Annotated in this window: 16 protein-coding genes; 8 read left to right on the top strand and 8 right to left on the bottom strand. The window is 44.8% G+C overall.

From position 1 onward, the window contains the following. Positions 1–78 precede the first annotated feature (78 nt). Both MHUN_RS08810 and MHUN_RS08805 read right to left on the bottom strand, forming a co-directional pair. Complete coding sequence (locus MHUN_RS08810) at positions 79–633, bottom strand: hypothetical protein (RefSeq protein ID WP_011448679.1); 555 nt, start codon at positions 631–633, stop codon at positions 79–81. 157 nt (positions 634–790) lie between these two features. Beyond that, the gene (locus MHUN_RS08805) at positions 791–1660 is read right to left on the bottom strand and encodes an HD domain-containing protein (RefSeq protein WP_158498199.1); all 870 of its coding nucleotides are present in this window, start codon (positions 1658–1660) and stop codon (positions 791–793) included. Positions 1661–1807: 147 nt separating this feature from the next. Here MHUN_RS08805 and MHUN_RS08800 point away from each other — a divergent pair, with 147 nt between their 5' ends. From MHUN_RS08800 to MHUN_RS08785, 4 genes are all read left to right on the top strand, one after another. Continuing rightward, positions 1808–2299 (top strand): HNH endonuclease, encoded by a 492-nt coding sequence (locus MHUN_RS08800; RefSeq protein ID WP_011448677.1) that lies wholly within the window; start codon positions 1808–1810, stop codon positions 2297–2299. Between the two features lie 119 nt (positions 2300–2418). Beyond that, entirely contained in the window at positions 2419–3213 is a 795-nt protein-coding gene (locus MHUN_RS08795) for an SAM-dependent methyltransferase (RefSeq protein WP_011448676.1), read from the top strand. A 90-nt stretch (positions 3214–3303) separates the two neighbouring features. After that, on the top strand, positions 3304–3516 hold the full coding sequence (locus tag MHUN_RS17550) for a hypothetical protein (protein ID WP_052288863.1): 213 nt from the start codon (positions 3304–3306) through the stop codon (positions 3514–3516). Between the two features lie 365 nt (positions 3517–3881). Further along, a complete protein-coding gene (locus tag MHUN_RS08785; protein ID WP_011448675.1) occupies positions 3882–4517 on the top strand; it encodes a PKD domain-containing protein in 636 nt (211 codons plus the stop codon). Positions 4518–4530: 13 nt separating this feature from the next. Here the strand turns inward: MHUN_RS08785 and MHUN_RS08780 are convergent, their stop codons facing one another. Next, the gene (locus MHUN_RS08780; protein ID WP_275039216.1) at positions 4531–5109 is read right to left on the bottom strand and encodes an alpha/beta fold hydrolase; all 579 of its coding nucleotides are present in this window, start codon (positions 5107–5109) and stop codon (positions 4531–4533) included. Between the two features lie 536 nt (positions 5110–5645). On the opposite strand from MHUN_RS08780, the gene MHUN_RS08775 reads away from it, so the two are divergent. The 4 genes from MHUN_RS08775 to MHUN_RS08760 all read left to right on the top strand — a co-directional run bounded on the left by MHUN_RS08775 (position 5646) and on the right by MHUN_RS08760 (position 8325). Continuing rightward, positions 5646–5969 carry a nucleotidyltransferase domain-containing protein gene (locus tag MHUN_RS08775; protein ID WP_011448674.1) on the top strand — a complete coding sequence of 108 codons (324 nt, stop codon included), beginning with the start codon at positions 5646–5648 and terminating at the stop codon, positions 5967–5969. After that, a complete protein-coding gene (locus MHUN_RS08770) occupies positions 5947–6366 on the top strand; it encodes a HEPN domain-containing protein (protein WP_048067404.1) in 420 nt (139 codons plus the stop codon). Before MHUN_RS08775 ends, MHUN_RS08770 begins: the two co-directional genes overlap by 23 nt. Before the next feature lie 161 nt (positions 6367–6527). After that, on the top strand, positions 6528–6779 hold the full coding sequence (locus MHUN_RS08765) for a hypothetical protein (RefSeq protein WP_048067403.1): 252 nt from the start codon (positions 6528–6530) through the stop codon (positions 6777–6779). Positions 6780–7044: 265 nt separating this feature from the next. Next, entirely contained in the window at positions 7045–8325 is a 1281-nt protein-coding gene (locus MHUN_RS08760; RefSeq protein WP_158498198.1) for an adenosine deaminase family protein, read from the top strand. Between the two features lie 174 nt (positions 8326–8499). Here the strand turns inward: MHUN_RS08760 and MHUN_RS08755 are convergent, their stop codons facing one another. From MHUN_RS08755 to MHUN_RS08735, 5 genes are all read right to left on the bottom strand, one after another. Then, positions 8500–9072 (bottom strand): hypothetical protein, encoded by a 573-nt coding sequence (locus MHUN_RS08755; RefSeq protein WP_011448670.1) that lies wholly within the window; start codon positions 9070–9072, stop codon positions 8500–8502. 277 nt (positions 9073–9349) lie between these two features. Beyond that, positions 9350–10039, bottom strand: coding sequence for an alpha/beta hydrolase (locus MHUN_RS08750; protein WP_239441512.1), 690 nt, complete (start codon positions 10037–10039; stop codon positions 9350–9352). An 84-nt stretch (positions 10040–10123) separates the two neighbouring features. Then, positions 10124–11368 carry an ATP-binding protein gene (locus tag MHUN_RS08745; protein WP_011448668.1) on the bottom strand — a complete coding sequence of 415 codons (1245 nt, stop codon included), beginning with the start codon at positions 11366–11368 and terminating at the stop codon, positions 10124–10126. Between the two features lie 318 nt (positions 11369–11686). Continuing rightward, positions 11687–12580 (bottom strand): zinc finger domain-containing protein, encoded by an 894-nt coding sequence (locus MHUN_RS08740; RefSeq protein WP_011448667.1) that lies wholly within the window; start codon positions 12578–12580, stop codon positions 11687–11689. Beyond that, positions 12577–15723, bottom strand: coding sequence for a DEAD/DEAH box helicase (locus MHUN_RS08735; protein ID WP_011448666.1), 3147 nt, complete (start codon positions 15721–15723; stop codon positions 12577–12579). Before MHUN_RS08735 ends, MHUN_RS08740 begins: the two co-directional genes overlap by 4 nt. Positions 15724–15847: the final 124 nt, after the last annotated feature.

The following is a 15847-nucleotide window of genomic DNA, read 5'->3' as shown; positions in this document are numbered from 1 at the left end:
AGCGGGTTCCTCTGCGATGGTATCGGAAAAAAGACTTGAAATGGTTAATCCATGACCGGATTTTTTTCTGAATTTTAATTATGTCTGACTTCTTTTTTTCGCATATGCCGGGTATTTCATGGTGAAAAAAATCCCGACGATGATGGAAATCCACATGTATGCATCACCGAATATCCCGAGCGTATCTGGATAAAAGAACTTGTATACACTCAGCAGTAATCCCAGGAAGAAGAGAATACCCCAGAATGCGGTGAGAATTTTATTAATATGGATGAAAACCGGGTTTTCCCAACGTTCGCGGGGGACATCCCGTTTTGCATACTGGATGGTAAAGGGAATACCAATTGCAAGGCTTCCAAATGCAATTCCCGTGAGCACAATATTGGATGCAATTCCAATATACGGGATGATACTATACCACTGAAGGACTATCAGGGCGATGACCATTCCCACAAAAAAGGAGAATGTTACCCAGGGCACTATAAGTTTGTCCCGCATGTCCCGGTATCCGACGATAACCGAAATAACTAAAGAGATAATAAGAGCAGTTTCAAGTTCAAGCAGTGAATGGCCGGCAAATAATCCGAAAAGGATCCACGGCAGGAATGAAATCAAAAATACAATTGGGTTCATTTTTAAACACGTTTGTCATGATTCAATTTATTTTTTTTGAACCCAAATCAGTTCCGTACAAGTTTTCTGATGAATGTTAACTCGCCGGTCCTCTGAACATACTATTTCACAGGTTTCCTGATCATATTGGAGATAATTCATTCACACATTCGAGTTTTTAATAGATGTACTGGTCCTGAAGCGGAATATAGACATTGATGTGTTCTTTTAACAACCCTGCATGTATCTTTGGTATCAGGGTTTCATGAATCTGAAACATCCCGGCCAGCTGGGACATTAATATCTGGATCTCAACCGGACGATTTAGTCCTCTGGTGATTATCACATCATCGATTGCCAGGGTGGATATTGCATGCATGGAAGCAGTGGAGATATCGGTCGAATGACAGGCACGCCCCTTTGTCATGTCACTGGCATCAGCAACACTGATAATACTCCCTTCGATGGTCAGAGGTTTCGGATCTCCGTGATGAGAATGAATAGCGGAGAGGATCACTGTACTCATAAGCAGAGCGGTTTTCGGGTCAGGATAGATGACCGGCAGGATCATATCAAGGATTGGCTGGGCCAGCATCATGGAGTGTGAGAGGTGGGAATCCCGATGAATTGCATTCCCGATATCATGGCACAGGGCACTTACCAGGACTATGAGCATCGCATCATCCAAATCTCCCCCTTTTTTTATTATATCCGGTTTAATATCAGATGAACAGAGCAGATCCAGGATGGTAAGAGCAGATGCAGCAGTTACCTGTGCATGGATCCTTCCATGGTCATTCATCCTGAGTCGTTCGGTGGTCGTAAAGGCTGCCATGTCCCAGAGGACGGATATGTGGCTGACTTTTATTAATAACTCCCAGGCAAGGGAGGCCTTCGGATATGAGCTGATATGGTCTTCGATTCTCCTCCCTGCTGAGTGTCTGACGTCCGGTTCAGGAATATGATCCTGATATGAAGATGGGTACAGGGAAGATGCATCGGTATCAGATACTGTAATTTTCGTGCATGAACGGGTGGTTTGATTCATGGTATGCTTTCCATGTACCTCCATGCAGATAGGGGTTTGGTCATGAGACTATAGTTCCTATGATATCATCATATCTCTCTATATCTTCACATTGCTTCATTGCTTCATAGAAAACACTATATGTTTTCATGCTGATTTACTGTTTGGATGAATCAATCCGGTGAGTCTGTCCTGAACCACACCGGGCTCTGTCGCTGGTGTGAAATGCCTCTTGATTCTGAACACTCCTTTGATTCATGCTGCTCTTCCCAGTGCAGGGATCTTTTTTATTCATGGGTTGAGCAGGAACATGCATCCATCAGGGGAAGACGGCCACAGTATTGGAATGTTATCCGCAGGCAGATACTGGAGCGGGATGGGTACCGATGCCAGATATGCGGAGAACAGCGTGATCTTTCAGTGCATCATATAATCCCGCTCTCGGAAGGGGGAGATTCAACCGCGTCAAATCTTCGTGTTCTCTGTCATTCCTGTCATCAGCAGGCTCATGGGAAAAGAGCAGTACGGGATCGGACGAAAAAGCGTTTCCGCATCAGAATCCGGTATAAACCCATGTTTGTTCCGGCTGTGCTGGCCTGTGAATGGCTATGGCAGGATCACCGGTATTGCTGTTATGAGATGGCTGATGACCGGGTGTGATCTGATAGCCACCATTTTATACGAAATGAATCAATATGTTTTTCTCGAATCTGGGATATCCGGTTTTTCTACGCCTGGTTCATACGTCGGAATTATAGTTTTTGGATATTTCATCCGGAATGGATCAGAAAGCATTTGAAATCTTCATTCCAACGTGTTCCCCCATGGATGTAACACTTATCTGTTCAATGTTTGAAGGATTGCCCCGGCAGGGTCCGGGTCTTGACGAAGCAACAGCATTTGCCTTCTCTTTTCTTCCTCCTGATGCCAAACGGGGGAAGATACTGGATATCGGGTGTGGATCCGGTATGCAGGATCTGACTCTTGCCCGGATCTGTCCGGATTGTCAGATTACTGCTACAGATCTCCATCAGCCGTTTCTGGATGATCTCACCCGCCGGGCACAGAAAGCCGGACTTGACGGGAGAATTACGACCCGTCGGGCTTCAATGGATAATCTGCCATTTGATGAAAAGTCATTTGATATCATCTGGGCAGAAGGTTCAGCGTTTATCATTGGTATTCTCCCGGCCCTGCAGACGTGGAAGAAATTCCTAAAACCGGGCGGGTACATGATGATCTCTGACTGTACCTGGTTTACCGATTCTCCTTCAGAAGAATGTGCACAGTTCATGCATGAGATCTCTCCAGATATGCCAACCGTGGCACAAGCAGAGGAGATGATACGGGCAGAGGGGTATTCATTAGTTGGGTCATTCCGGCTTCCTGATACCGGCTGGTATACCCATTATTACAATCCTCTTGCTGCCCGGCTTGGAATGCTCAAAGAAAAGTATGCCGGGAATCAGGATGCACAGTTCATCATCCAGGGACTGGAGATGGAGATGAACATCTTCCGGAAATATTCAAAAGAGTATGGATATACGTATTTCATCATGAAAAAATCGCAATAGAACATGTAAGAGGGAAATTATATGACATAATCCACTTTTTTGAATGTCATATGTTTTTATGTATTCAGAGAAAAGGGATGAACGCAGATTATGAAACGAATCATGTACCTCTATGTCCCGGACAAAATGGCTGACTGGGAACCGGGATATATTTTTGCAGAATTAGGATCAGGGCAATATTGCAAACAGGGAATATCATACCATCTTGTTCTTTGTGGATGCTATCAAAACCCGGTAACAACTATGGGAGGTATGGTTCTAGAACCAGAAATCTCTATAAATGAGATTAATCCGGCTGCTTGAAATCTCCTCCTCCTTCCGGTTTCTCAAACATGGGCAGATCCTTCTCACATCCGATCAATTGAATGGGTAAAGGAATTATTAAAAACTGACCTTGTGATTGGAGCAATTTGTGGCGCAACCATGGCCTTGGCACAAGGAGGTGCTCTCATGAATCTTGTCAAAAAAAAAGTGGTTTGATATTCCTTCCTGATCAGATGAGGGGGATTCATACCATAAACCGGATCAGAAGAGATATTCATCAATAAACTTACTGTATCGTTAGCGCAGGAAAAATTTTCCAGGACGGCTTTTTTCTCCAGATGAGAGTTCTATATCCCATGGGGGAGTCTGAAAAAAAATCAAATTATTTTCGGTTTTTTAAGTAAATGAACCCGGTGTACACATATGCACAAACCTGCACGTATGACGTGAAACTCCTGCTCCACGTGGTTATCTACAACATCTACGATACCAAGACCGATGTCGTTGATTTCTGGGGAGTTGCGGATTATGATGGGTATATCACGGCAACCGGCCCATCTTCTATATCTGCCAATTTCACGGCGACACCGGTTTCTGGAACTCCGCCGCTGGAGGTTACATTCTCCGATATCTCGGATGGCTCTCCGTCTTCCTGGCACTGGACATTCGGAGACGGGACCGATTCGAGCGAACAGAATCCGGTCCACATCTACCAGGGGATCGGCAGATACACCGTCTCACTTGAAGTAAAAGGGCCTGCAGGAGGCGGGGCGGTCAGAAAAACAGCATTCATCAATGTGAATAGCGAACCTTCCCTTGGACCATCGGGGATGGTTCGGGTCTATTCAGAACCGTCTGGTGCAGATATTTACGTGGATGGAGTGAAACAGGGGCAGACACCGGCTGATTCCCTGATTGTCAGGACAGGACTCCATACCCTGCTCGTTCGTCTGGATGGGTATCAGGACTGGACCGGAACTGTCCAGGTGGGTCAGGGGGAGATGAAGTTCATCCCGACAATAAAACTCCACAAAAAATAATTTTTTCCCGTTATCATACGGGCGATTGATTCATAGCAAGGAAATTCAGGGCATTCTGGCCGTATTGAACCGGTGCCTGATGGTATCCGGTATGGGGAAGACCTTTAAACCGCACAAGCCAGGAACCATTTATTTGTCCGGTAATCTGAAGAGAAAGCTCATCCGGAGTCAGGACATCTTCAGTCCCGACAACAAGCATAACATCCGTATTCATTCCTGAAAGTCCGTCATATGATCCATTCCATTCAAGGTTGGCCTGTGCTTCATTCCGAAGTCCCTGCGGCTCTGAAGTATTGCCTCCCACCGTCTCAATTATACTATGCAGGACTTTTGTTTCAGGAATAAGGAGACTATAGGTGTTGGAATCAAGGATCAGTTTCTGTACCTGGTCAGGATGGTCTATGGCCAGTTGTTGGGATATCGAGGAGCCCATAAAAGCCCCATATACATGCATACGCTCATGTACGAGTGCAGACATCAGGGCTGCAGCATCTTCCGCATATTGTGACATTGAGGGGGCTTTATCACTATCACTGCTGTATCCCATTCCCCGGTGATCATACATGTACACATGGTATTTGGAGGCAAGAATGCCAATGACCGTCTCACCTCAGTCATCCATGGTTGCCCCAAAACCTTCAATCATCAGGAGAGGTTCTCCTGATCCAAATTCCCGGTACCCGAGGGTTACTCCATTCACTTCTCCATACTGAACCGGTGTGTCATTGAATGAGACTATGGGGATGAGTGTTCCAGTCCTTCCGATTGTTCATCCGTATGCGAAAGACTGGCCGATACGAATACGGCTAATACACACAGAGCAACCGAGATAATCAGAGCAAATTAAAGATTATTTTTCATGGAACTGCTTCCTGTAATTGGAATCATACATGAGTTTTGATAGGTATTTTAAGTGACTGATGAACAGATTGATAATCATTCATCCGAGGAAAAATTTTTCATTATTCGTTGTGATTATTGAAAAAAGTGTATGAAAAACTCTCTATTGATAAGAGGGACGGTGACGGAAATTATGGAAATTTGACTGTATAAAAAAGAGACCAGAAAAGCCATACCCTTTTTCAACAATACAATCATATACATAATTATCATTCATAGGATACAATAATGAACGATTCTGTTCTCTCACATATTATCAGGATAATCGTGGAAGCTGTTGATCCTGATTCGATTATTCTCTTTGGATCCAGAGCAACAGAAACCGCCAATGATTATAGTGATTATGATATTTGTATTTTAAAATCGGATGTTCAGGAAAGAAGAAAACTATCAATGCAATTATATCAACTCTTATGGGATACGGACGCACCTGTTGATATTCTGATAGAAACGCCTGATTCTTTTCAGAAGAAAAAAAATAACCCTCATCTTATTTATCGGGAGATTGCCCAATCGGGGAAGGTTCTCTATGAAAAACCGGGAAATTGTTAAGGACTGGATGACCCGGGCAGAGAGTAATCTTTACCGGGCTCGACTAGGCAGAGTTACGGAAAAAATTTTATTTGAGGATCTCTGTTACGATTGTCAGCAGACTGCGGAAAAATCTCTCAAAGGTCTTCTCATCGCCTTGGATATTGAATCTCCCCGGACCCATAATATCGGGAATTTATTCAGATTGCTCCATAATGCCGGGGTATTTATTCCACAACCCGTTCTTGCAGGATCAGCTCTTACAGAATATGCCGTTAATACAAGATATCCGGGTGATTATGATCCGGTTTCTGAAGAAGATTATGAAAATGCACTTTTAATGGCAGTAGAGGTCTTTTCATGGGTCAGATCGAAATTATCAACATTGGATGGCCGAAACCTGTATCCTGATTCGTGAAGCTAAGTAACCTACTTTTGTTGCTTACCTATCCGCATCTATCTTTTGTAAAATTCGACACCTTTATCCCCCCATATGATAACCCATCGCCTGGAAACAAGTGATTGTGTATGAAAACTATGGGTATTTTCGGTATATTTTTGGCCTTTTCTATGTTGTGTATGAGTTTTGGGGCTGCAGAGGACATGACCGATGTCGAAACAGCATCAGTATATGTATGGAACGGAACCTGGTCCTCTCCCAATTACACCCTGTATATCTATCAGGATGAGTCCGGAATTTCGGGTGTATATGTTCCTATGGACCTTCTTGAATATGACTCCGGTTATCTTGAAGGAAATCTCTCTTCTGACGAAAAAACCTACGGATCATCAATTCAGGATAAATTTCCAGCCTCAATTTCTTCCATCTAATCGTACCAAAATTTTCGGTTTTTTACAGGAACAGTATTACAACTACTTCGAATAATTCATACCTTCAGAATCCCAAAATTTGTGGATTTATTTGATGAGTGTGCTGAAAGGAAATACTGTTCTTATTATTCTTATCCTCGGTTTTTGCGGAATTTTTCTGACAGGGAGTCAGGATTCATGCCCGGTACACATTTCTGATGCGGGTTATCAGAGTACTGTAATCTCGACATATTTTGAGACTATCCGGAAAAATCCGGATGACCTCATGATATTTTTTAAGAAGATGCCAAAAGGGGGTGATATCCATATTCATGCATCAGGAGCGATGCATCCGGATGATATCATCAATATATCAGTCCGGCATGGATTATTCGTAAATCCGGATGATGGTCAACTCGTGGATCTGGTGACCGGACAACCGTATAATTACACGAACACTCAGCATCTGGTTCCGGTTTCTGATGCATATAATAATTCCACATTGTATTCTGATCTTGTCAGGTTCTGGACGATGAAAGACTTTCCGTTTACTAACCAGTCTGGACATGACTGGTTTTTCAACACATTTGATCTCATTGATCCTGTTACGTATTATGACGGGGATGTAATTGCTACCATTCGCGACCGGGCTGCTGATGAGAATATACTCTATCTGGAACTGATGACATCGCAGACAAATGGGGACGATGTCCGGAAGGTATTATCCACGGTCGATTGGGATGATAACCTGTCTCAGCTCAGAGATGATCTCCTGCATGCCGGTCTTGCAGAAATAGTTGAACGAAAAGTTGCCAAACACTCATCATATGATCAGATTTCCGGGGAACTTTCTCATCCGGATGGAAAAAACGTTACCACCCGGTATATCTATGAGGCTCTCAGATTCTATCCGAAAAAGGAGGTTTTCACTGACCTCCTCCAGGCATTTGAGATTGCGAACAAATCACCCGTAATTTCCGGTATCACTTTGGTCGGGGATGAGGCTGCCCCGTATTCTGCAGATGATTATCATCTTCACATGGATATGATTGCCTATCTCCATTCGGTATACCCGGATGTGTTTATCGAGCTTCATGCCGGAGAATTAACCGGAGAGATTGCAGAAAAAAAGGATCTCCTGTTTCATATCGCTGATGCTATAACCATCGGGAATGCCTCCCGAATCGGTCATGGGGTTGCGATCCAGGAGGAAGAGGGCTTTGAAAATACCCTTGCTATTATGAGAGAGAAGGATATTCCTGTTGAGATCCTGCTGACCAGTAATGAACAGATTCTTAATATCAGTGGGCCTGAACACCCTGTTGCAGTTTATCTTGCCAATGATGTCCCGGTTATCCTTGCAACTGATGATCCGGGTGTTGAATGTACGAATTTAACCCAGGAATATGTTATATTCACTCTGAATCATCCGGATGTGTCATATGACGAGATAAAAGAGATAAACAGGAACAGTATCAAATATAGTTTTCTGCCTGAAGATGAGAAATCTGAACTCCTTACCCGGTTAGATAATAGCCTGGATGAGTTTGAAAAAGCGATAATTTAACCTTAAGAATCAATTTAAAAAAAGTCCCTTTGTTTATCATTCAATATGAATAGATATCACCGTGGAGAAATAACAGTAAAACACAGGGCATTTTATTCGCTAGAAGAACAGAAACCAATTACACCATCTCCAAGTAAAGGGGTGAGATGGTTCCCTACCGAATTACCGGGAACATCATGCAGGCGTGCAACATGTGCAAATATCCCCACACTCTCCACTTCCTCCAAAATCACAACAGAAACAGGGGACGCAATTCAGAGCATTTGAAGGTGCCTCCCAGACTGCCTCTAAATAAATACCGGCACGATTGTATTCACCGATCTTCTCGTCTGATAGTGGTGTCAGCCCATTGGCTAGGGATTTCAGCATCTCGCCATCATAAAACTCAAGCGGGTTAACATTCAGCGTGAGTACCTTATTATCTTCTGATAAAGCCAGATTTAAGACCTGAATTACTGAATTGGTTTTATTTTCAGCATTAAAAAGATTAACTACTGCTTGTACGGGATAGGTAATATCGGTAAGGGACTCTAACGGAACCAATTTACTTTCCTTGCCATCGGTAATATGGAAATAGGGAATGACATCCTTTACTGTTATTATCATTCCATCTGATCCGTTCGTGATTGCACTATCGCTCCCTTGTATATAGATAACCGCGGAGGATGATTCAGCAGCAGAACAGAATCCGGTACAAAAAACCAGAACCAATGAACAGAAAATTCCAAGTTGTCTACAATAACCCATACGTCACTATTCTCTATGTTATCATTTAATTGTGTTGTTTTAACCCGGCAATTATGTGGCTGATATACCCTCAAACGTTAGATATTTCAGCGAATGAATGGATGTGAAAAGAGGTTTTGAACTTACAAGCAACGTCATTAAAAAATCAGGCACCATGAAAACCATTTCATTATCCGGTATGGTGAAAGAATTATTGAGAGATTTCACGATATTGGTTTTGGGAATGGAGATCCCCCCAACTCTAATATCTCCATTTTTATCTATACCATGCAATATTCTACTCAATATTCTTTTCCAGCCACTGTTTGAATACGTCTAACTGCTCATCCGTATGGAAATAATGCTCTCCATCATCCATAATTTCCAAGGTACACGGAAATATTTCGGTAAACTTATGTATCGTATCAAATTCGACCAGATTATCTTTTGCTCCAAATAAGATACGGGTATCAACATTCCATCTGTCAACCGGGTGCTCTAACACAAAGCAGTAATAATCCCAATACAGCTTCTGACCGACCGGGGTGTCTATCGTCCCTTCTTTTTCCAACTGCTCTGGAGTTACCTGAAACCACATCATCATATTTCTGATGATTCGTTCCATATCAACAACCGGAGAGAGAAAAAGGGCTGTTTTCAGTTCAATATCACGATAAGCTAACAGGCTGAAATATGCTCCCATGCTGCAGGCAAAGAGCGATACCTCATTCCAGTTCTCCTGAGCATATCTCCCGATTTCTATGAGATCTTGGACACAATGCTGCACCTTACACGGAGTTCCTTCCGTTTTCCGGTCTCCATGTTCCGGGAGATCAAAACTCAGGACCTGATACCCCTTCCTAGTAGCCTCATCTGCGAGAAGTTCGATGACGGTATCTTCCTTATGAGATAGATTTCCGTGAACGGCAATGAATAGTTTGTTGCTCTTTTCGCCCCATAGGGTAGCCGGGATATTGCTAATTTTCATTGTATTCTTTATCATTTGCATCAATTATTGCCTTGGATATGCTTTCAATGATTCTCGTTCCTTACCCGGAAATGAATTACATTTTTATCGTTCCAGGATCCACTTCCAGACTGGCATGACCCGAATCCCCCCTGCTGGTGATTCTTCCTGGTGGAGTGTGAGCAGATATCCCGTTGATCCATGAAATGGGGTGCATGCTTCCATAAGGCCACTGAATTCCCGTTCCCGGTTTTCATCGGACAGGTTCCAGCATACCTTCATCGCCATACTCACTTTTCCCTGTTCAATTACGATAAAATCACATTCATTCTCTCCTTTCAGCCAGTATAATTCATATCCTCTCCGGCGAAGTTCCAGCCATACAATATTTTCAAGGAGAAGGCCGTGGTCATCTGAAAACCTGAAAGATACAGCGTTTCGGAGAGCGGTATCGATTCCGTAATATTTTTGGTTCCTTGAGAGTTGTTTTTTCATTGAATATTCAAAGGGAGAGAGAGTTCCGATAAGATAGGTGTCTTCCAGGTATCCGATCCAGTTCTTTAAGGAAACAGGACTTTTCATCTGCACGACAGAAGCCAGAGAGGTAAGGCTTGCTTCTCTCGTCATATTTGAATATAAATATCGGCATAATAATCGGAATGATTTGACTTCACGAATCCCATATCTGGCAATAACATCACGGAATAAAATATCATCAAATGTTCTTTGCAGGATCTCCGGATCCGGATCTTTCAGATATTCTGGAAATCCCCCGTCATCAATGTACTGTGAGAAAAGCCGGAGAGCAGCAGCAGATTCACTGGTGGTATGAATGCCTGATGGATTCCACGAGAATTGATGAAATGTGCAGTACTCATCAAATCCAAAGGGAAAAAGTTCAATCCGTACATATCTCCCGGTAAGATGGGTTCCAAGTTCACTACTGAGCATCTGTGCATTTGATCCGGTCAGGAAAATCCGGTATCCATCATCATGCATCCTTCTTATAACCCGTTCCCATCCGGGGATGTTCTGGATCTCATCAAAAAAGACCGTTCTTACTCCAGGATATAATTCCTCCCAGATGAAAAGAAGGGATGCAAGATCCTCTGGAGCAGCACCGATCAACCGGTCATCATCAGCATTCAGATATAAGAATGAGGGAAATCCAAGGGATAATTGTTTCAGGAAAGTGGATTTTCCAGACCTTCTGACTCCGGAAATGACGACAATCCTATCCTTGTTACGGTATTGTTCAGGATCGATTCTCCGTGGTATACCAGGGTCCTGATTCGTAAATCGTTTCAGTTGATCTGCAATGACTTCTTTCAGAGTGTGATGAGGGATCATATATTACCAATAAACAAAAATCTATTTTTCGTTTATTAGTAATAATAGTTGTGTCTCCTCTTTGTTGGCTATATGCAATTATTGGACCGGGTAATGGTCTGGTCGTACTACTAAAACAACCATTGAATAAGTGAGAGGGACCTCCTAATGAGGTTTCACCAGAGGCAACCAGTTCATCCATAGAGCACAAGCCCATCTTTTTCCGAATATCCTCTCCTACACGGGGGATGGGTGGCCTCTTCTTATTGGGTATCACATCATACAAATAGTCTGTTCATCTGGAACCCTGTACTCGGGAAGGGATAGGGAAGAGAGCGATCACTCCTCTTCCTCCTTTTCATCGGGAAGAATTGAGTCTGCATATGAAAAGATAGAGGAATACAGTTCTGTAACTGCATCTGCCATGTTTTCTCTCCCAAAATAATAGGGAGATCTTCCAAGCAACTTTATAGGAATGACCCGTACCGACTCTCTCTGGATTGGGACAAGTGGACCCTCCCCTTCACAGGTGAAAAACCCGGTAGGAGCGGCCTTTTCTGGGAGTGAGATCCCTGAAGGAAAAAATCCGGATACCGGTGTCCCGCCACTATTGCTCACCGTCTCTGTTTGAACCGACTTGACCTGCCGTACCGCATTCAACACATCATCTCTGCTCTTTCCCCTGATGTACAGAAGATTCCAGGGATCATCATCCAGTGCCTCTGCAATAAAATATCGTGCGGCGATCTGATGAATACAGGGATCATGATGGTCACCGCAGTTGCAATAGCAGTAAAATCCCTGGCCACTCGAGGGGATCAGGTCAATACCAACACGCCGGAGTTCATCAACAAAATGTTCGGAGAAATCCCCGGATACCAGTGCCCCGGTCAGAGATGCATCTGCAGCAATTGTATTTATCAGTTTATCCCATTCAGGCTTTACGAACTCGGTAACCGAAAAGTCAACATCACGAATCGTATACCCGGAGCAACTGATCCCGATCGTAATCCATCCCGGCCTGAATACCAGTCTGGAAGCCTCATGATTCCTGGCACAGTCAAGGCCCCGGGCAAGCCGTTTCTTCTCTGCAACAGCCTCCATTGCCCTGACAAAATCCCGTGCATACCATGACGTCCCAACCGGGCCATCCTGAGCTTTCAGCCGGATCTTTCTTTCTTCAGGAACATCATGAATGGATTTGATCCACCATCGGTTCTTGCGTCTCCTCATGCATCCTCCCCGCGAAAGAGACTGTCACGAAGTGATACAATCTCCAGAAGTTCTTTTGTTGAGAGATTTGTCAGATACTCATCACTCTGTGCAAGGACTTCCTTTGCAAGCGTCCGTTTCTCCTGGTTTATCAGATCTATCCGTTCCTCCAGGGTTCCGGCGGTTATCATCAGGTGAACTTGGACATTTCTCTTTTGTCCGATCCGGTACGTCCGGTCAGTAGCCTGGTCTTCAACCGCCGGATTCCACCACCGGTCTACATGAAACACATGAGTCGCTTTCGTCAGGTTCAGACCCGTTCCCCCGGCTTTCAGAGAAATAACAAAGATTATCGGGGTGGTTGAGGCCTGAAACTCCTCTATCATCTGTTCCCGTTTTTTCCGTGGTGTTGACCCGGTCAGGAGAAGAACGGGCGTATCTCCCTGTTTCTCTATCATCCCTGCCAGTTCCTCAGCAAATGTTGCATACTGACTGAATATGAGTGCTGAGTCCCCTTCGGAAGTGATCTCCTCAATCATCTCAAGCAGCCGGCTCACCTTCCCGGACCGCTCAGCCTTTATTGTTTTATCCCTGCCAACACGTCCCGGATGGTTACAGATCTGTTTCAGTCGTGTGATCGCAGCAAGGATTGCCCCTTTCCTGGCAATACCCTCCACTTTATCAAGGTTCTTTGCCATATCAAGCACAACAGCCTGATATAAGGTTGCCTGTTCGGGTGTGAGGGTGCAATATACCCGGTTCTCCATCTTTTCCGGAAGATCATCGATAACATGCTTGTCTGTTTTCATCCGCCTGAGCAGGAACGGACGGATGAGGGACCTTAATTCCTGTATCAGTTCCGTATTTTTTTCCTGCTCAATCGGGCGGGAATAGCGGTTTGTAAATGCACTCTGTGAACCAAGGTATCCTGGATTTAAAAAGTCCATGATAGACCAGAGTTCGAGTAACCGGTTCTCCACCGGGGTTCCGGTCAGAGCAACCCGTCTCTCACCGGTGAGAGATTTGACTGCTACGGTCTGGTTTGCATGGAGGTTCTTGATATTTTGTGCCTCGTCAAGAATGATTGCAGACCAGGGAACGGTTTTGAGGTGGTCTACGTCCCGTGCTGCCAGATGATAGGTGGTCAGGACCAGGTCATATGAACCGACATGTCTCACAAAATCATCGCCTTTGCATCGGTCAGTCCCATGATGCACCCATGAACGGAGTGATGGCGCAAACCGCTGTATCTCCCGCTCCCAGTTCCCAACAACCGACATCGGGCATATAAGGAGGGACGGAGTCGTGGGTTTTTCTTTCTCCTTGAGATAGACCAGCCATGCAAGTGTCTGGGGAGTTTTTCCAAGCCCCATGTCATCTGCAAGGCAGGCTCCAAAGCCCCTTCTGGTACATTGACAAAGGAAGGAGAACCCCTCTTCCTGGTATGGCCTGAGTATCCCTTTAAATTTCTTTGGGACTGGAACTGCCTGATTTGTTTCGGTCCTGAAAAAATCCAGAAGATCCGCAACCCAGTCATCTTTTGCATGAATCGATACCGGTACCGCGGAATCCTCCATTTTTTTCAGGGAGAGCCGGAGCAGATCTCCTATTGTATCCCCTCCTTTGCTCTGATGCCTGCTGAAAGAATCCAGGGCATGTTGTATCGCATCCGGATGAAAGGATATCCACCGGTTCCCCAGCCAGATAAAGGGAGCCTTTTCTTTTACCTTTTCCCAGAACTCATCCGGTGAAAATGACTCATCACCGATTGCAATCCGGTAATCAAAAGAAAGGAGTTCCTGCAGTCCTATCCGTGTCTGCGTATGGGTGGGATCCCGCCGCCTTGCATGGATTTCAACCCGTGGTGTATAGGTCGTATCAGTCCACCAGTCTGGCAGGAGCACCGTTACTCCCTTCCTCCTGGCTCTTGCGAGGTCTGAACCCAAGAACGTTGCAGCCTCTTTCAGGGTCATACTTCCCCCGGTGGGTTTCGATCCGGACAGGGGACGCCATAATGCCGATGATGATGAGGTCAAGAGCCCGATACCAGCAAGGAGGATATGTTTGAGATAGGCTGCCTGGGGGAAGAGCCCGCTCTGGTGATCAGGCAATTCCCAGATTATTTCTGCCGGGATGAGAAGAGATGGTTCTGCCTCTGATCTGACCGCGAGAGTGAAATCCCATGGTTCTGTCTGTCCTTCTGGTGGATCTTTTATGATCATGCAGAACTCAAAGGGAGCAAACCGTCCTGAACTTGAGAAGGTCAGCCAGTCCTGCATCGCCCGTAAGAAAGTTCTCTCAAATCCTTTGTTCCTTATTGGGTCGGTTACCCCGAGAAGGTCAGTCATGAACTGCATCTCGTTTTCTGAGGGTTCATAAAAGGGATCTGTCTCTTCTTTCAGTGTATAACCACCAAGGGCAGTACGGATGATCACCCGCATCATCTCAACGATGAATTTCTCTAATCTGGTCTCAGGTTTATAAATGTAGGGATCTTTTGCGACCCGGGGGATAGCGTACTTGCAGACCGTTGGCATCCGGCTTGAAAAATCTGATACCCATTCCATATCCTGAGGAGAAAGGGCAGGTACCCATACGGCATGATATCCGGCAAAGGTCCGTTCTAGAGATGGTTTGAACCGTCCGTTTTGTATGAGCCGGACGGTACTCTCCATCAGAATGGAGATGTACTGGAAGGAATCGCCAGCAATATAATTTTTATCTGTATTCTGAGCGGCTTTCCAGATTTGAAAAAAGGTTTCATACGGGCAGAGAAGAACGGGGATATACATCGGAACAAGGGGGAGTTTTTTCTCCTTTGGTGATGGCTTCTTTTTTGATGAGAACTGAGAGGAAGGAGGAACCGTTTCTTCAGCGGGGAGATAGATAATCCATCTGGTAGCCTTCAGGTCATCATATGCTCCAAAACAGTTCTCTATGAGCGTTTTAAGGGCGGTATGATCCAGGGAATATGGATATTCGCCAGGTTTATCCTTTGCGTAGCCTTTTTTCCTGACCGGTGCAGGTTTATCAGTTATATATTCGGCACATATCGCTACCCCTTCAACGGCCGGGTAAATCAGGGCATGAAAGACCGGAAGCGAAGTATCGGGTATGGTCTCTTCTTCTTTATCGTGGATTGGTGCTGGTCGTTTCGCGGTCACTCAGGGCTCCTCAGATGTGCATACATAGTCTCCTTCTGCTCACATAATGGGATTGATCGTATCGATCCATCCGTTGATATGCTCCAGGGGAGAGCTCTTTATTATAACAGTTCAGGGATCTCTC

The sequence above is a fragment of the Methanospirillum hungatei JF-1 genome (assembly GCF_000013445.1).
Classification (GTDB): domain Archaea; phylum Halobacteriota; class Methanomicrobia; order Methanomicrobiales; family Methanospirillaceae; genus Methanospirillum; species Methanospirillum hungatei.
Note: the sequence above shows the minus strand (reverse complement) of the source record. Positions and strands in the feature narration are given on the sequence as shown.